The organism is Mycobacterium shottsii (assembly GCF_010728525.1).
GTDB lineage: Bacteria > Actinomycetota > Actinomycetes > Mycobacteriales > Mycobacteriaceae > Mycobacterium > Mycobacterium marinum.
In genome coordinates this window covers 106,646-123,558 of record NZ_AP022572.1, presented here as the reverse complement: position 1 = coordinate 123,558, position 16,913 = coordinate 106,646, and the positions used below count along the sequence as shown (strand labels likewise).

Genomic DNA, 16,913 nt, shown 5'->3' with positions numbered 1-16,913 from the left:
ACTCGTCGACCTGTGTCCTTAGACGTCGTGGATCGATGCGTTTCCGCCAGCGCCGATGACTACGGTTTGGTCACGGTCCGTGTCACGATTCGATAAGAACCGATCCGTCTTTTCCGAGATTTTCAGGCTTCGCGCGTCACTCTGGTCGCTTGCTTCGCACAGTCACCACGCTTGCCCGGCAGATCACCGGGAAGCGGCCGAATGAGCGAACCCGGTCACCGACCTGGACCAAATTCCTCCGCTACTTTGGATCCTGGGTATTCGGGAACCTTCAACGATTGATTCGCCAATCCGAAGGAATCAAATGATGAAGAAAATCATCGGTATACGTGCGCGCCGGCAAGTGGTGTCCATCAGCGCGGGTTGCCTCATCGGGGAACTAGCCATCGGATTCATGGGTGCGCCCCAAGCGGTCGCAGCTCCTGACTGCAGTCCGCAAGGCGTATCTGCCACCGTGTTGTCAATGGCCAAGTTGAAGTATCCGCTGGTGGCCAGATAGAAGTATCCACCCCGGGCGGTAGTTCCTAGGTTGGTGTGGGTTGCTCCTTCCGGTGCTGGGCGTCCTTCATGCGGTAGGAGTCGCCGTCGGTGATGACGAGGGTGGCGTGGTGTAGCAGGCGGTTGAGGATGCTGACTGCGGTGGTCTGCTCGGGCAGGAACCGGCCCCATTGTTCGAAGGGCCAGTGTGACCCGATGGCCAGGCTGCGGCGTTCGTAGGCGCCGGCGACCAAGCGGAACAGCAGTTGGGTACCGGTGTCATCGAGTGGGGCGAAGCCGAGTTCGTCCAAGATGATCAGGTCGACCCGCAGCAGCGATTCGATGATCTTGCCGACGGTGTTGTCGGCCAGGCCGCGGTAGAGGGTCTCGACGAGATCAGCGGCGGTGAAGTAGCGGACCCTGAGCCCGGCGTGGATCGCCGCGGTCCCCAACCCGATCAGGGTGTGGGATTTGCCGGTGCCGGCCGGGCCGATGATCGCCAGGTTCTGTTGGGCCCGTATCCATTCCAGACTTGACAGGTAGTCGAAAACCTTCGGCGGGATCGACGAGGCGGCCACGTCGAAGGACTCCAACGTTTTCGAGACGGGGAACGCGGCGGCCTTGAGCCGGTTGACGATGTTGGAGGCATCCCGGGCGGCCAGTTCGGTCTCGACGAGCGTGCGCAGCACTTCCTCAGGAGTCCAGCGTTGGGTCTTGGCGGTCAGCAAGACCTCGGTGCGCTGCGCCGCACCGCGGCCAACTTCAACCGCCGCAGCCCGGCATCCAGATCAGCGGCCAGCGGCGGCACCGACGGCGGCGCCACGGGTTCGACGGCAGTCGTTGGTGATGTCGTGGTCATGAGATCACCTCGTCATCGGCTCCGACGGGTCCGATCTTGTAGGCGTCCAGGGAACGCATCGGGGCGACCGGTAGGTCCAGAATCAGCGCATCCCCGGCAGGGCGGGGTTGTGGGGTTCCGGTGCCCGCGGCCAGGATGGAGCGCACGTCGGCGGCCCGGAACCGGCGAAACGCCACCGCCCGGTGCAGCGCCGCGATCAGCGCGTCGGTGCCGTGGGCGGCCCCCAGGGCGAGCAGGATCTCCAGCTCTGCGGCTAGGTCCTGTCTGCTAATTGCGGACGCGGTGGTAGGTGATGATGGCGGCCAGGGTGACACCGCTGAGGTAGGTCAGGGCGTATTTGTCGTAGCAGGTGGCGACCGCGCGCCAGTGTTTGAGCCGGTTGAAGCTTCGCTCGACGGTGTTGCGGTGCTTGTAAATTCGGCCTGAGAACCCCGGAGGCCGTCCTCTGTTGCGGCCTTTGGCTTTGCGGCGGGTGATCTGGTCGCTGCGCTCGGGGATGGTATGGGCGATCTTGAGCCGGCGCAGCTGTGCCCGCGTCGAGTCATAGGAGTACGCCTTGTCCGCCAGCAGGCGAAACGGGGCGTATGAGTTGCTGCACCGGGCGGCCAGCAATGGCCAAAGCATCGGATTATCACCGGCTTGACCGGCCGACAGTGCCAGGGTGACCGGACTGCACAGCTGGTCGGTCAAGGCGTGGATCTTGGTAGTCAGCCCGCCGCGGGAACGCCCAATGGCGTGGTCATCGGGCTCATCGAGATATTTCTTGTAATTCGACAGATCCCCTGTGCGGCGCCCGGGCGCGCTCCGGCTGCGTGTTGGTGGGCGCGCACACTGGTCGAATCGACCGACAACAGTGCGCCCAGGTCGGCGTCCTCGGCGTCGAGGTCAGAGGCGATCGCCGCGAAGATCCGCGCGTAGATGCCATCGACCGACCAGCGTAGATGCCTCTCGGCCACCGATTGCCAGGGACCGAAGTGCTCGGGCAGGTCACGCCACGGAGATCCCGTACGGTAACGCCAGATAATGCCCTCCAGAGTACGTCGATGATCGTTCCACGGCCGGCCACGCCGCCGCCCCGCAGGCAACACCGCCACGATCAGCGACCACAAATCATCAGAAATCGCATGCGTCCGCATCACCCAAACAGCATCAGCCAAAACACCATTCACATTAAGCAGACACGCCCTAGGCGGGTGTTGCCGATCGCCGCGGCACCGACGAGGAATGCCTCGGCGTCCGCGCCGAGGGCGCAGAACTGCTTCTCCACGCTGGTCTTGGGCCGCGGGCCCCGACTCGGTGCCAGCCTTGGCCCGTCGTAGTGCTCATCGAGGATCGACGCTGAGCCTGGGGCGACCAGTTCGTGTTCGGCCACGATCATCCCGGTAGCCGGTTCGACCAGGCAGACCGCGCCGTGATCGACCACCACTGCCACGGTGGTGCCGATCAGCCGGGTGGGTACCGAGTAGCGGGCCGAGCCGTAGCGCACACAGGAGAGTCGGTCGACCTTGTGCAGCACCGTGGGCGCCCCGATCTGTAAGCGCAACGATGGAAGTGGTTGCAGTACTTGGCGTTCGGAGACCAACCGTTCGTCGGGAATCGCCTGAATCTCCGAGTGCGCCAGGGCATTGACCTCGTCGCACCACGCCGCCGCAGCGGCGTTGGCGGCCCGGATGTCGATCGGCACGCCGTCGACAGCGGACTGGGTCAGCAGCGGCACCGCCAGGTCGCGTTGGGCATAGCCGCACAGGTTCTCCACGATGCCCTTGGATTGTGGGTCGTTGGCGTGACAGAAGTCCGGGGCGAACCCGTAATGGGTGGCCAGTCGGATGTAATCCGGGGTCGGGACGACCACATTGGCGACTACCCCGCCTTTGAGGCAGGCCATCCGATCAGCCAGCACCCACGCCGGGACCCCGCCGATCGCCGACAGGGTTTCGGCGATCAACGCCAGCGTGGTCGAGGCCTTCTGGTCGGCGGCGAAACGCACGAATCGCCACCGGGAGAATGCCAGCACCGCGCAGAACAGGAACAATCCCGGTGCCGCTTGGGCCCAGTCGATCACCAGGTACTGCCCTGGTGACCATACCGCTGGACGGCGCCCGCAGTGATTGGCGCTGCGCCACAACGTCTTCGCCTCGGCAACAAGACGCCGGAAGTTGCGATCCGAGCCTTGGTAGCCTGCGGTGCGGGCGATCGGCAGCAGCCGCTTGGCCGAGATCCGGCCTCCAGATTTCTCGACACGTTCGGCGACCAGCTCGGCCACCGAATCGTAGTTGTGCCCTCGTTCGGCCCGCCGTGCCGGCGGTATGCCGGCCTGGTCGGCCTCGAATTTGTCGATGATCTTCTTGACGGTGCGATGCGTGGTGCCGCACGCGTCGGCGGCGGCCCGGTACGACCCGAGCTGTTGATCGGCAGAAATGATGTCCATGCGGTCCTTCACAGACTTCAATGGAACTCCCCGGTGGTGATGGCCATTGGTTGGCGCCTTCACCGTCACCATCGGGGCCCACAGTTCCTGATCGACACGACGAACACGGGGTGGATACTTTTATCTGGCCAAAACTGGATACCTCGACTTGGCCACCAGTGGCTACTTTTTCATGGCCACGGACAGAGCTCAGACCGGTCGACTCGGCGACCGCGTTGATGACCGTGGTGGGTGAGTTGCCTTCGTCGAGCGCGGTGCAGACGGCGTGTGCGTCGCTGATGGCGCGTGCCGCGCTGGGCGGTGTGATCCCGTCGGCTTGGATCTGGGCCAGGAAGGCGTCGTCGGTTGAGCCTGCGGTGGCGGTGGCGGTGGCGGCGAAGCCGAGTGCGGCCAGGCCCAGGCTGGCAGCGGTCAGGGTGGTTCCGGCCAGGGAGGCGGCGAAGCGGCGAGTGAACATTTTGGACTCCTTTGCTGATTTGATTGGTTAGCTCTTTGGCTTGACCTCAGAATCAGCGCGGCGTCTTTACGAATCCTCAATAACTTCTTGTCGAGATCGAGACATCGGGTGGACAGGCAGGATGAGCCCGTAATGCCAGAACCGGGGCGTGGTCGCTGAGCGCGACTACCCGTCTAGGTCCTGTCTGCTAATTGCGGACGCGGTGGTAGGTGATGATGGCGGCCAGGGTGGCACCGCCGAGGTAGGTCAGGGCGTATTTGTCGTAGCGGGTGGCGGCCGCGCGCCAGTGTTTGAGCCGGTTGAAGCTTCGCTCGACGGTGTTGCGGTGCTTGTAGATTCGGCCTGAGAACCCCGGAGGCCGTCCTCTGTTGCGGCCTTTGGCTTTGCGGCGGGTGATCTGGTCGCTGCGCTCGGGGATGGTATGGGCGATCTTGAGCCGGCGCAGCTGTGCCCGCGTCGAGTCATGGGAGTACGCCTTGTCCGCCAGCAGGCGAAACGGGGCGTATGAGTTGCTGCACCGGGCGGCCAGCAATGGCCAAAGCATCGGATTATCACCGGCTTGACCGGCCGACAGTGCCAGGGTGACCGGACTGCACAGCTGGTCGGTCAAGGCGTGGATCTTGGTAGTCAGCCCGCCGCGGGAATGCCCAATGGCGTGGTCATCGGGCTCATCGAGATATTTCTTGTAATTCGACAGATCCCCCTGTGCGGCGCCCGGGGCGCTCCGGCTGCGTGTCGGTGGGCGCGCACACTGGTCGAATCGACCGACAACAGTGCGCCCAGGTCGGCGTCCTCGGCGTCGAGGTCAGAGGCGATCGCCGCGAAGATCCGCGCGTAGATGCCATCGACCGACCAGCGTAGATGCCTCTCGGCCACCGATTGCCAGGGACCGAAGTGCTCGGGCAGGTCACGCCACGGAGATCCCGTACGGTAACGCCAGATAATGCCCTCCAGAGTATGTCGATGATCGTTCCACGGCCGGCCACGCCGCCGCCCCGCAGGCAACACCGCCACGATCAGCGACCACAAATCATCAGAAATCGCATGCGTCCGCATCACCCAAACAGCATCAGCCAAAACACCATTCACATTAAGCAGACACGCCCTAGTCCACACTGTCTCATTGGCCAACATGGTGGCGTCAGCTTAGTTTATTCAGGAGCGTCTGAACGTGGCATTTTGGCCGTTGCGGCGAGAGGATGGTCCCTACCGCGTCGATATGATGACGCGTCCATCGACCTGCCCAGCCAGGACCGCTCACGGCGGCGATGGCAGTGACCCGGACGCCGCGGCCTAGGCACCGTTTTCGCGGGAATCGTGCTGCCGTCGGCCGCCGAGCGTCAAGATGCGCAGCGGGCGCATCAGCATCAGCGCCGAGAGAAAGAGGTAAAACGCCACGGCCACGCTCGGCAGCAGCAGCACCGCCACTACCGATAGGCCCATCAGCGCGCTGAACATCCAACGCGACTGGGCAATTTCGGCCAGCGTCGCGCGATCCTTCGCGCTGGACAGCTCGCTCTTGTAGCGACCGTAGCTGGCCAGGACGGCGCTTGCCGCTGTCGCCAGCATCACGTTCACGCCGAACAAACCGACCGCCAGCCGCTGCCCCGGTCCGACGAGATAGTGGGACATCAGGGCGGAGTTGAATGGCAGGAAGGTGACCAGGAGCAGCAACAACAAGTTCATGGTGTTGAACACCTCGTCCGCGGTCACCAGCGCAACGGTCAATCTGGTATGCGCGAGCCACGAGCTGCCGATGAACACGAAGCTGACCAGATAGGCGAGAAAGGCCGGCCAGGACCGCAGCAGCGCCCCGCCAAGGTCATTGCTGGATTCCGGCACCTTCAGGTCCAGGACGAGCAGGGTGATGACGATGGCGTACACGCCGTCGGAGAATGCTTTGAGACGTGACGTGGGTAGCAGGCGAATGGTGCTCATCTGCCCAACGTGGCACATCTGTGGCCGAATGATTAGTGGCTGAGCCGGTTGCACCGAAGTGGGGTCCAACCTGGGCCGCCGACCGAATGGGTGCCTTCTCGCCGCGGCCGCCGCCGACTGGGTTGGCGCGGTGGCTTATTCGGGCGATCTTGTCACCAAAGCGCCCCGAATCTCCTAGGGATACATCGGCGTCCAGCCATTCGGCGGCAGGCGACGGAACACCGTCTCGCCCGGCCACGGGCTCGCGGCGCTGTGACTTTTGAAGCCCGTTGCGAACCCGGGCGAGCGGGCGGCCCACAGCGCTGCCTTGCGCTCGATCGCGTGTTGGGGTCCTTTCCTTCGCGGGAGATGGCTCCGAGGCGGGCGATGGCTGGCTGAGGGTGCAGATGATGGATGCGGCGACAACGACAACCATCGCCAGCCCCCGGACCCAGCTGAGCGTCTGGCCCAGCAATATCCAGCCTGCGAGCCCGGCGACCACGGGTTCGAGACTGAGCAGCACGCCGAATGTGTGTGCGCTGAAGCGGCGCATCGCCGCGAATTCCAACGAGTACGGAAGCATCGACGACAGCACCGCGACCCCCAGCAGGGGGATCAGCTTCTCTGGTTGCCCGGTTAATGTGGGTACGGCGGGTATCCCGAATGGCAGCACCACAATGGCTGCGATGAACATGCTGACGGAAAGGGCTCCGTGACCCGTTTGCTGACCGGTGATGCGTTTGCCGGCCAAGATGTAGAGCGCCCAGAAGCATGCCGCGACGAGGGCGAAGGCTACGCCCGCCAGATCGGGACTCAGCGCTGCGGATTTCGAGCCGTCCCAACTGAGGACCACGATGGCGGCCGCGGCCGCCATCACGCAGCCGAGGTCGCGTGGGCGGCGGGAGAATGCCGCCGCGAGCATCAGCGGTCCAGCGAACTCGATGGTGACTGCGACACCGAGCGGGATGCGGGCGATCGCGGCAAAGAAGAAGCCGTTCATGCCCGCCAATGCCACCGCAAACAGCGCTGCTGATCTCCACTGTTGTCGGTCCCAGCCGAACGCGCGGGGCCGGTGGATTGCCATCAGCAAGGTGGCGGCAAACAACAGTCGCACGCCGGTGGTGAGCCCGGCGCCGAAGTGCGCCAGCAGCGGCGTCGCGATCGCCGCGCCCAGCTGTAGTGAAATGCACGATCCCAGGATCATGAGAACGGGCAACGGTGTGCGTGACGCCATGCAATGAGCCTGTCAGGCGTTGATTGAACGTGATGCATCAAGTCAAGATGCCTGCGAAACCTGGTTCATGCATCAGGTAAGGAATGCCCGCGAAATCGGGGTCAGGTGGTGGTCTTGCTTTTGATGCGGATGCCGGCTTTGAGGGCGGGTAGAGCGGCGGGTATGGCGGTGAGGTAGAGCTGTTCGGTCTTGTCTTTGGCGAGTCTGAGCAGGGCGGCTTGCAGGTCGGCGATCTGGTGGGCGATCGCGGCGGGGTTGAGGCTGTTGCGGTAGGTGAGCAGCTCTGTTTGTTGGGCCGCTGAGAGGACTCCGGCGGCCAGCAGCCGGTCCAGGGGTCTGGGGCTTGTCGTAGAGCCGGCGGCGGTGACCGTCGCGGCTGCAGCCGTAGCTGATGGGTTTGATGGTGGGGGTCAGGTAGTTGAGCCGGTCGTTGACCAGGTGCCACAGCCGGTTGAGCACGGCGCGTTCTTCGTCGGTGTCGTAGCGGTAGTAGAACCCGTAGCGACGCACGAGGTGGTTGTTTTTGGACTCGATGGTGGCCTGGTCGTTCTTCTTGTAGGGTCGTGAGCGGGTGAAGAAGATCTCCATGTCCGCGGCCCACTTGATGACCGCCTTATTGAGGAATTCGGTGCCGTTGTCGAAGTCCAAACCCGTTACCTTATAGGGATTTTAGTAATTCCGGTTTTGAGGGCGCCCAGGATGTGGGGGTGGGCGTTGTTGCGCACCGTGCGGGTGAACACCCAGCCGATGTGCATGTCGGTGAGGTTGACCGTGCGGGCGAACTCACCTTTCAGTGTCGGGCCGCAGTGCGCCACGGTGTCGCCTTCGAAGAACCCCGGAGATTCTTCGGCCTCATCGCCTGCTTTGCAGATGGTGATCGAGGACCGCAGCAGCGGGAGGGTTTCGTCGTCGACACACCCGAGATCTGGTCGCGGGCCTTGGCGCCGCGCAGGTAGCGGTCGATCGTGGCGCTGCTCATCGCCAACAGCTCGGCACGCACCGCCGGGCCGTAACGGTCACGGCCGTCCACCAGTTCGCCGTGGCGTTCTAGAGCATCCAACTGAAGTGCCATGGAAGCGGCCAGATACCGGCCGCACTGCCCGCCTGAGGCCGCCCACACCTTCTGCAACACCTTGAGCGCATCCTAGAGTACTTCGGATTGCGTTGCCGGCGAGTCCGTTTGGCGACCTGCCGACCCGCTCCCGGCGGCGCGGCCGCCGCCCTCAACCGCCGCCGGGCGTTGTCACGCGACCAGCCGGTGACCGCCACCACCTGATCCAGAATCTGCCCCTTGTCCGCCTTCGGCGCCCCCACATACGCCCTGGCGAACTTCGCGGTGATCTCGGCCCGAGACGACATCGACAGCCCACTTCCCATGCCTGCTGAGGATCGACCGTTTCGCGGGCATTTTTACGTGATGCACCGAGGACGCTTCACGGGCATTTTTCGTGATGCTTGCCGTTGAATAGTCCAGCGAATGATTCTGATCTAATCTAGTAAGCAAATGTGATGAATATGGGGTCGGCGAATGTTGAATTTTGCAGCGGGTGGTCGTGCTGCACGAACTGCAGCGACGGGGCACGCTGGCCGCGGTGGCGAAGGCGCTTTCATACAGTCCATCGGCGGTCTCACAGCAGCTGGCGCAGCTCGAGCGCGAATGCGGGATGGCCCTGATCGAACCCGTGGGCCGGGGCGTGCGGCTGACCGATGCGGGTGAGGCACTCGTCGAGCACACCAGGTTGGCGATCGCTACCTTGGAGCGGGCCGAGGCCCTGCTGGCAGCCAGCCAAGGGCGGGTAGCCGGTCGGTTGCGGGTCGCGGCATTTCAGACGTTGCTGCTCTCAATCCTGCCTAGGGTGCTTGATGCGCTGGCTCGCGATTACCCCGACCTGCGCGTCGAAGTCGCGCAGCGCGAGGCTGATGAGGCGACTTCGGGTCTGCTGGCCGGCACCTTCGATGTGGTGCTGGGGGAGGAGTATCCGGGCGGGCGGCTGCCGCCGAGCCCGAGTCTGGATCGCGTGGACCTGCGAACTGACGAGCTGTTTCTCGCGATGCCAAGGATCGGGCCCTGGAGCGACGCGACGACGCTGTCCGACCTGGAATACGCGTCGTGGGCCCTGGACCCAGAACCCACTGTGCCCGGCCGGTGGGCGCGCAGCGTGTGTCGCGCCGCCGGTTTCGAACCGGATGTGCGCTTCGACGGAGTGGATCTGCTGGTGCATCTGCAGATGGTGCAGGCAGGGCTCGCGGTTGCCATCTTGCCCGCCCTGCTCGGCCAAGACCGGATGCGCGGGGTGCGGCTTGCCCCGTTGCCCGCTTCGCCGAAACGCCAGTTGTTTACGTTGACCCGTACATCACGCACCGCCCACCCGGCGGTGGTGGCGTTTCGCACCGCGTTGGCCGAGGGCTTCGACGCGCAACATCAATACGATTGAAATTCAATCTTCCGTTCGTGCGGGTCAGGTGAAATTCGGTTTTCCCACGTTGTGGTCGAAATCCGGCCTACGATTTCGGTGACGGATCGGCGGCCCATGGCTGGGCTGTCTGGTTTGCCTGGAGGTCGCAATGTCGTTTGTGATAGCAGAGCCGGAGTTGATGGCCGCGGCGGCAACGGATTTGGCGACTATCGGTTCGACACTGAGTGCGGCGCACCTGGCGGCGGCCCCAACCGCTGCGGTGCTGGCCGCCGCCGGCGACGAGGTGTCGGTGGGGATCGCGCAACTGTTCTCCGCCCACGCCCAGGACTATCAGACGCTGGCCGGGCAGGCGGCCGCATTTCATGAGCGGTTTGTCCAGAATCTGACGGCGAGCGCGAGCTCGTATGTCGGCATTGATGCGGCGCTGGCCTCGCTGTTGGACGGGTTGAAGACGATGGTGCGTTCGTTCGGGACCGCTGTGGAGGCTCAGATAGTCCGAGTCACCGGTACGGTGCTGATGGGACTGCTCACTTCGGCTCCCGAGAGTCTGTATCCTGCCCTGCTGGGCTTCATTTTGCTCAGCGCTGTCGTCGCCACGCTTCTTGTGGCCATGATCGAGGCGGCGACCGAGGTAATTACCGGGCAAGTGGCTTTGATCTAGTCGCGCGACTCACGGTCTGCGTGTGTGTCGAGGACGTTGGGCGGGCGACTTCTTCGCGGGATGCAGGTCGCCGTCGATATAGCGCTGCAGGTTCGGCGATATCGCCGCGAGGACTTCGGAATCGCTCATTGACGCGATTGGCTCGATCTGCCAGACGTACCGGGTCATGGCTAGGCCGATCAATTGACTGGCGATCAGCCCGCTTCGCGTGAGGCGGTCATCTTCGTCGGTGTCGAGCTGCGACACTCCGATCAAAGAACTCTCAACAATGCGTCGCAACTTCAGGCGGGTGGCGTCCTCATGCGCAGCCGTCAACAAAATGGCCCGCAGTGACGGGCCGATCTCGTCGTCTGCCCAGCTGCCCAGGAGGGTCTGCAAGAGCCGGCGGCCCAGGTCGGCCTTCGGGGTGGTCCATGTCTCGGCGACCGTGTCGAGCCACCGTTGCGGTGGAGTGGTCGCTGCGTCGAGCAGCCCTTCCTTTGAACCGAAATAGTGATAAATCAGCGAAGGGTCGACGTCGGCGGCCCGCGCAACCGAGCGGACAGTGGTTCCGGCCGAACCGTTTTCAGCGAAGGAATCCCGAGCTACGGAAAGGATCTGGGCGGCGAGTACGCCCTTCTCGTCGCGCGGACCCGGCTTCACCCGTCTGCTGCCCATCGTGAATCTGCCCCCTGCCCACGGCGCGCCAGTGCCGGCCGATGACAAACAAAGTTACCACTTGCGTTGAAATTATCCCGGAAGTACTGTAGCCATAGTCTCAACGAGTGACGAAACTAAAGCCGCAAGGCGGGAGGTCTCATGGCCGTGCAGGGCAGTGCTCGTCGGTTGGAAAAGGCATCCGGCTTGGTCGAGGGTGAGCGGCAACTCAACGGGCCGCAGACAACCGGCCGCGAATGCACCAATCTTAGTGAGCTGCAATACAACACGATGCGGGAGAACAATGTTGCCATCCCGGTTCGGGATGGCACCGTGTTGCTGGCCGATGTGCACCGGCCCGATGCTCAGGGCCGTTTTCCCGCCTTGATCGCCGCCTCGTCGTATCCGCGGCAAATCCAAGATCTCGGTGCCCCGATGGGGTTCATCGAAGCCGGCGTCACCGATTTCTGGGTGCCTCGGGGCTATGTCCACGTGATCGCGAACGTGCGTGGTACCGGGGGTTCGGGGGGTACCTTCGGGTTCTTCGACGCCACCGAACGCCGCGACATGCACGATCTGGTGGAGTGGGCGGCCGCGCAGCCCTGGTGCGACGGCAACGTGGGGATGATCGGCATCAGCTACTTCGCCATGACCCAGCTACAGGCGGCCGTGGAGCGGCCACCGCATCTGAAAGCCATCTTCCCGGTGGCGGTGACCACAGACCTCTACGAGGCGGCCATGCACCATGGCCTGTTCAGCTCGTCGTTTGTCAGCCCGTTTCTTGCCATGGTGGGCATTGCGTCGGAGCGAAGTGACGCACTGTGGCGGGGCAAGCTGGTCGGACTGGCCCGACAGGTGCTCAATACCCCACGGCTGCGCCGGAAGTTCGCGACGGCGAACGGGGAAGCCGCCCTGGCCATGCTGCGCCAACTGACCAAGATTCGGCACAATCCGCGCCCGTGGGACCAGTTGTGGCTCTCGGCGGCGGTCGAGCATCCCACCCGCGATGAGTGGTGGGACGAACGCGATCTCAACCCTCTGCTGGAACGGATCGATGTGCCGGTATATCTGGGTTGCGATTGGCAGAACGTCCCGTTGCACCTTCCGTCTACCTTCGCGGCATGGAAGGCGCTGGCGGACAGGCCCTCTACCCGGATGGGGATACTCGGGGAGTTCGGTTTGACCTGGCCGTGGGAGAGCCTTCATCTCGAGGCCTTGGCGCGGTTTGACCATTGGCTCAAGAGCCGCGACACCGGGATCCTGGACGGGCCGGCCATCCGCTACGTATTGCCCGGCGCCCAGGGATGGCGGACCACCGCGACGTGGCCGCCGCCCGGCGTCGTCTACCGGGAGTTTGCGCTGCGCGCTGACGGGGAACTCGGCGCCGACGAGGGTGAGCCGGGTGCTCGTGAGTACCTGGTCCTCGGCGGTGGTTTGAATCGGGCCGCCCCCAGCGCGATTGATCCGCCCTCGATGCTCACCTGGACCAGTGCGTCGCTGACCCAAGACCTCGATGTAGTCGGCGATATCGAACTGCGTCTCGTCGCCGCAGCCACCGCAATGGACACCGGGTGGATCGCGACGCTGCACGAAGTTGCCCAAGACGGCACCGTCTCCGACGTCACCGCCGGGTGGCTTCGGGCCAGCATGCGCCGCGTCGATGAGAAGGCCAGCCAGCGCGGCGCGCCGGTTCTGCCTTGCCGAGATATGGAGGCCGTTCCCATCGGTGAGGATGTCGTCTACCGGATACCGTTGGTGGCCAACGCACGACGGTTCAAGGCCGGTTGCCGCATTCGGCTGATCCTCACCAGCGACGACCAGGACCCGGCGACTCCGGCCATCATGAGCTTCCGGCACGCCAGCGTCGGCACCAGTAGCCGCAACACCATCCGTTCCTCGTCGCGGTTGCACCTTCCAGTGTTGCCCGCCCAGTCGTCGGAGCTGCAGTCGTGAGTGTCGGCCAGGGCAGCGCGGGAGCCCCTCGGGAAGCGGTCACCGGGCCGATGAAACGGGTCGACGTGCTCGACAGCGCGATGAGCTATATCGACGTGGGGCAGGGCGATCCCATTGTCTTCATACACGGCAACCCGACTTCGTCCTACCTGTGGCGCAACGTGATCCCGCATCTCAGCGACGTGGGTCGGTGCCTGGCGCCGGACCTGATCGGCATGGGGGCCTCCGGCACCTCGCCGACCTTCTCCTACCGGTTCGCCGACCATGTCCGGTACCTCGACGCGTGGTTCGAGGCCGTCGGGATTACCGAGAACGTGGTGTTGGTGATGCACGACTGGGGTTCGGCGCTGGGTTTCTACCGCGCGCTGCGCTATCCGGAACAGATTGCCGGTATCGCTTACATGGATGCGCTCGTGCAGCCCAGGACCTGGGCGGGCTTCACCGACTATGAGCCCCTGATGCGGGCGCTGCGCACCGAACAGGGCGAGCGGATGGCTTTGGCGGAGAACGTCTTTGTGGAGAAGGTGGTGCCTGGAGGTGTGCAACGCCAGCTGACCGAGGAGGAGATGGCCGTCTATCGCAAGCCCTACCCCACGCCCCAGAGCCGCATCCCCACGCTGCTCTGGGCCCGTGAGATCCCGGTCGAGGGTGAGCCGGCTGACGTGCAGGCGATGGTACAGGAGTATGTAGACTTCTTATCGCGCAGCGACATTCCGAAACTTCTCATAGTCGCGGAGCCGGGCGCAATCCTGCATGAAGGGGGCAGCGAGCTCGACTTCGCGCGCTCGTGGCCCAACCAGCGCGAAGTGAAGGTCGCCGGCCGTCACTTCCTGCAAGAGGACTCCCCGGACGCGATTGGCACGGCCGTGCGCGCCTTCGTCCTCGACGTGCGCGAACGCCAAAATGGAGCCGATCGTGCCTGACCGACTCGAATCACGCAAAGTCATCCAGGATTTCGGCGGCCCGGTTGGGTTGACGCTTTACGTGGTCACCTCGGTGGCGCAGGGATTGGACGCCGTGCAAGCGCATATCGAGGATCACCTCGGCTACCTGCGGGAGTTGGAAGACCGTGGCGTGCTCTTTGCCGCCGGCCCGTTTTGGACCGACGACGGCGATCACTTCGAAGGCGACGGATTGCTGATCTACCGCGCCGGCTCGGTGGTCGAGGCCCAGGCGATCGCCGACGCCGATCCCATGCACGCTAGCGGAGCCAGGACCTATCGGATCAGGCCGTGGTTTGTCCATGACGGCACCATCGTGAACCGCCTCTCCTAGTGGCGCCATGACCGTTGATCTTTTCCGGGCCAAGTAATTTCTGCACCATCCAGAAAGGCATTTCGATGAGTTTCAGTAGTGATGAGGTCGTGGCCTGACCCCGTGAACTGGTCCGCGGCGAACGAGAGTCATTCATCGGTGGGTACAGGCGGCAGCATAGCGGGCAGGCGGTAGGTAGCCCAGCGATGAATGCCGCCGATGATGGTTGTACTCGTGCTTCCAGTCGCCGATGACGACACGGGCCTGGGCCAGCGACCAGAAGCTATTGATGTTGAGGCACTCGTCGCGGATGCGGGAGTTGAACGACTCAACATAGCCGTTGCGCCACGGCTCGCCGGGCGGGATGAAGTGGAGTCCGACCTGGCCCTCGGCCCAGTCTGCCATTGCGCTGCAAGCCAATTCGGGTCCGTTGTCACACCGCAGCACCGCGGGTAAGGCCCCGCGCCCGGCGGCTATGCGGCCCAACTCCTCGGTGAGGTGATCACCGGTGATGCTGCGCTCGACCATACCGCCGAGGCATTGGCGGGTGTGCTCGTCGATGATCGACACGATCTTGATCGGCCGCCCATCGGTGGTCACGTCGAACTGGAAGTCCACCGCCCACACCCGATCGGGTGCATCGGCGACTACCTCTGGCGGGGCGGTGGAGGTGCCGTGCCGTTTGCACTTGCGACGCTGCGGGACCCGCAGTCCTTCCTCACGCCAAAGCCGTTGCACCTTCTTATGGTTCACTTCCCAGCCTTCGCCGCGGGCATCGTGGTAGGCCGGTCGGAACCCGCGACGAGGATGCTTGTTGGCGTAGTCGCGTAGCCACTCCCTCAGAGCGGCGTCCGGATCGGCCGGCGTGCCCGCAACCGGTTCGTGGCGTTGGGTGGCGCGGTGCTGTCCGGTGACGCGGCAGGCAAACCGCTCGCTGACCCCCAGCACGCGCTGGAGATGACGAACGGCCGCCCGCCGGCGCTCCGGGCCTAAAAGTTTCCCCGGGCGATCTCCCACAGCGCGTCCTTCTCCAACTCGGCATCGGCCAACAACCTTTTGAGTGCGGCGTTCTCGCGTTCGAGGTCCTTGAGCCGTTTAGCGTCCTCGGCCTTCAGGCCGCCGAACTGGTTGCGCCACCGGTAGTAGGTAGCCTCAGAGACCCCCAGCTCGCGGCAGACCGCCGCGGTGTCCTTGCACTCGGCCAACAGCCCGTCCGCGGTCATCAGCTTGCGCACAATCTGCTCCGGACTGTGCCGTTTCCTCGTCGCCATGATCTTGTCGAGCCTTCCTGCCCACAACGTGGGCCACAAGACTCTCACAAGCCGTGGATCAACCGATCGGGGTCAGGCCAGTCGCATTCATGAAGAGCCAGCCGCTGGCCAGGGTCGCGACGGTCGACGGTGACGGTCAACCCGATGTCGTCCCGGTCGGTTTCGAGTTCGATGGGACCTACATCAACATCGGCGGCTATCAGCCGTCGAAGACGTGGCGCCACCACAACGTCTTGGCCGGCAACGACAAGATCGCATTGGTCATTGACGATTTGGTGTCCACGCAGCCCTGGAGTCCCCGGTTTCTGCGTGTGTACGGTATGGCCGAGGTGGTAGCCGGTGATCAGCCGTATCTGCGGGTGACTCCGAAGATCTCGTGGAGTTTGAACCTGCGCGGCGAACCGGTGGCCAATGACGAATCATTGGCGCCGCCTAGGTCCTGTCTGCTAATTGCGGACGCGGTGGTAGGTGATGATGGCGGCCAGGGTGACACCGCCGAGGTAGGTCAGGGCGTATTTGTCGTAGCGGGTGGCGACCGCGCGCCAGTGTTTGAGCCGGTTGAAGCTTCGCTCGACGGTGTTGCGGTGCTTGTAGATTCGGCCTGAGAACCCCGGAGGCCGTCCTCTGTTGCGGCCTTTGGCTTTGCGGCGGGTGATCTGGTCGCTGCGCTCGGGGATGGTGTGGGCGATCTTGAGCCGGCGCAGCTGTGCCCGCGTCGAGTCATGGGAGTACGCCTTGTCCGCCAGCAGGCGATACGGGGCGTATGAGTTGCTGCACCGGGCGGCCAGCAGTGGCCAAAGCATCGGATTATCACCGGCTTGACCGGCCGACAGTGCCAGGGTGACCGGACTGCACAGCTGGTCGGTCAAGGCGTGGATCTTGGTAGTCAGCCCGCCGCGGGAATGCCCAATGGCGTGGTCATCGGGCTCATCGAGATATTTCTTGTAATTCGACAGATCCCCTGTGCGGCGCCCGGGCGCGCTCCGGCTGCGTGTTGGTGGGCGCGCACACTGGTCGAATCGACCGACAACAGTGCGCCCAGGTCGGCGTCCTCGGCGTCGAGGTCAGAGGCGATCGCCGCGAAGATCCGCGCGTAGATGCCATCGACCGACCAGCGTAGATGCCTCTCGGCCACCGATTGCCAGGGACCGAAGTGCTCGGGCAGGTCACACCACGGAGATCCCGTACGGTAACGCCAGATAATGCCCTCCAGAGTACGTCGATGATCGTTCCACGGCCGGCCACGCCGCCGCCCCGCAGGCAACACCGCCACGATCAGCGACCACAAATCATCAGAAATCGCATGCGTCCGCATCACCCAAACAGCATCAGCCAAAACACCATTCACA

13 protein-coding genes and 8 pseudogenes are annotated in these 16,913 nt (G+C 64.1%); 6 read left to right on the top strand and 15 right to left on the bottom strand.

Annotated features, from left to right (window positions below; translation table 11 throughout):
• Positions 1-524: 524 nt before the first annotated feature.
• The 12 genes and pseudogenes from istB to G6N41_RS00535 form a co-directional block, all read right to left on the bottom strand.
• Positions 525-1,336, bottom strand: a pseudogene (istB, locus tag G6N41_RS00590) (IS21-like element helper ATPase IstB).
• Positions 1,333-1,593: pseudogene (locus G6N41_RS00585) on the bottom strand (IS21 family transposase); the annotation flags it as partial. The pseudogenes istB and G6N41_RS00585, both read right to left, overlap by 4 nt.
• A 10-nt stretch (positions 1,594-1,603) precedes the next feature.
• Positions 1,604-2,475: pseudogene (locus tag G6N41_RS00580) on the bottom strand (IS5 family transposase).
• A 47-nt stretch (positions 2,476-2,522) separates the two neighbouring features.
• Positions 2,523-3,785 (bottom strand): annotated as a pseudogene (istA, locus tag G6N41_RS00575) (IS21 family transposase); the annotation flags it as partial.
• 163 nt (positions 3,786-3,948) lie between these two features.
• Positions 3,949-4,221, bottom strand: a pseudogene (locus tag G6N41_RS00570) (DUF732 domain-containing protein); the annotation flags it as partial.
• A gap of 187 nt (positions 4,222-4,408) precedes the next feature.
• Positions 4,409-5,280 (bottom strand): annotated as a pseudogene (locus G6N41_RS00565) (IS5 family transposase).
• A gap of 234 nt (positions 5,281-5,514) precedes the next feature.
• Positions 5,515-6,105 (bottom strand): TMEM175 family protein, encoded by a 591-nt coding sequence (locus G6N41_RS00560; RefSeq protein WP_231608747.1) that lies wholly within the window; start codon positions 6,103-6,105, stop codon positions 5,515-5,517.
• The gene (locus tag G6N41_RS00555; RefSeq protein ID WP_231608746.1) at positions 6,044-7,354 is read right to left on the bottom strand and encodes an EamA family transporter; all 1,311 of its coding nucleotides are present in this window, start codon (positions 7,352-7,354) and stop codon (positions 6,044-6,046) included. Before G6N41_RS00555 ends, G6N41_RS00560 begins: the two co-directional genes overlap by 62 nt.
• A gap of 90 nt (positions 7,355-7,444) precedes the next feature.
• Positions 7,445-8,020 carry a hypothetical protein gene (locus G6N41_RS27615; RefSeq protein WP_231608745.1) on the bottom strand — a complete coding sequence of 192 codons (576 nt, stop codon included), beginning with the start codon at positions 8,018-8,020 and terminating at the stop codon, positions 7,445-7,447.
• A 5-nt stretch (positions 8,021-8,025) separates the two neighbouring features.
• Positions 8,026-8,187 carry a hypothetical protein gene (locus G6N41_RS00545; RefSeq protein WP_198913342.1) on the bottom strand — a complete coding sequence of 54 codons (162 nt, stop codon included), beginning with the start codon at positions 8,185-8,187 and terminating at the stop codon, positions 8,026-8,028.
• Positions 8,163-8,444 carry a hypothetical protein gene (locus G6N41_RS00540; protein WP_198965176.1) on the bottom strand — a complete coding sequence of 94 codons (282 nt, stop codon included), beginning with the start codon at positions 8,442-8,444 and terminating at the stop codon, positions 8,163-8,165. The genes G6N41_RS00545 and G6N41_RS00540 overlap by 25 nt, the downstream gene beginning before the upstream one ends.
• Positions 8,420-8,731 (bottom strand): hypothetical protein, encoded by a 312-nt coding sequence (locus G6N41_RS00535; RefSeq protein WP_198968056.1) that lies wholly within the window; start codon positions 8,729-8,731, stop codon positions 8,420-8,422. The genes G6N41_RS00540 and G6N41_RS00535 overlap by 25 nt, the downstream gene beginning before the upstream one ends.
• A gap of 194 nt (positions 8,732-8,925) precedes the next feature.
• Between G6N41_RS00535 and G6N41_RS00530 the strand changes: the two genes are divergently transcribed.
• Positions 8,926-9,807, top strand: a complete 882-nt coding sequence (locus G6N41_RS00530) for a LysR family transcriptional regulator (RefSeq protein ID WP_231608744.1) — start codon at positions 8,926-8,928, stop codon at positions 9,805-9,807.
• Between the two features lie 130 nt (positions 9,808-9,937).
• Entirely contained in the window at positions 9,938-10,450 is a 513-nt protein-coding gene (locus tag G6N41_RS29690; RefSeq protein ID WP_198966289.1) for a PE family protein, read from the top strand.
• A 9-nt stretch (positions 10,451-10,459) separates the two neighbouring features.
• On the opposite strand, the gene G6N41_RS00520 is transcribed toward G6N41_RS29690, so the two are convergent.
• Positions 10,460-11,107 (bottom strand): TetR/AcrR family transcriptional regulator, encoded by a 648-nt coding sequence (locus tag G6N41_RS00520; protein WP_198966288.1) that lies wholly within the window; start codon positions 11,105-11,107, stop codon positions 10,460-10,462.
• Between the two features lie 141 nt (positions 11,108-11,248).
• Here G6N41_RS00520 and G6N41_RS00515 point away from each other — a divergent pair, with 141 nt between their 5' ends.
• From G6N41_RS00515 to G6N41_RS00505, 3 genes are read left to right on the top strand one after another with little or no spacing between them, the layout of a single operon-like run.
• Positions 11,249-13,039 (top strand): CocE/NonD family hydrolase, encoded by a 1,791-nt coding sequence (locus tag G6N41_RS00515; protein ID WP_198966287.1) that lies wholly within the window; start codon positions 11,249-11,251, stop codon positions 13,037-13,039.
• A 50-nt stretch (positions 13,040-13,089) separates the two neighbouring features.
• A complete protein-coding gene (locus tag G6N41_RS00510; RefSeq protein ID WP_198967662.1) occupies positions 13,090-13,962 on the top strand; it encodes a haloalkane dehalogenase in 873 nt (290 codons plus the stop codon).
• Positions 13,955-14,314 carry a YciI family protein gene (locus G6N41_RS00505; protein WP_198966286.1) on the top strand — a complete coding sequence of 120 codons (360 nt, stop codon included), beginning with the start codon at positions 13,955-13,957 and terminating at the stop codon, positions 14,312-14,314. Before G6N41_RS00510 ends, G6N41_RS00505 begins: the two co-directional genes overlap by 8 nt.
• Before the next feature lie 132 nt (positions 14,315-14,446).
• On the opposite strand, the gene G6N41_RS00500 is transcribed toward G6N41_RS00505, so the two are convergent.
• A protein-coding gene (locus G6N41_RS00500) for an IS3-like element ISMyma1 family transposase (protein WP_198967661.1) occupies positions 14,447-15,564 on the bottom strand; the annotation gives its coding sequence in 2 pieces (ribosomal slippage) (positions 14,447-15,297 and positions 15,297-15,564; 1,119 coding nt in all).
• Between the two features lie 89 nt (positions 15,565-15,653).
• Here G6N41_RS00500 and G6N41_RS00495 point away from each other — a divergent pair.
• Positions 15,654-16,001 (top strand): annotated as a pseudogene (locus G6N41_RS00495) (PPOX class F420-dependent oxidoreductase); the annotation flags it as partial.
• Between the two features lie 9 nt (positions 16,002-16,010).
• On the opposite strand, the pseudogene G6N41_RS00490 reads toward G6N41_RS00495, so the two are convergent.
• A pseudogene (locus G6N41_RS00490) lies at positions 16,011-16,882 on the bottom strand (IS5 family transposase).
• Positions 16,883-16,913: the final 31 nt, after the last annotated feature.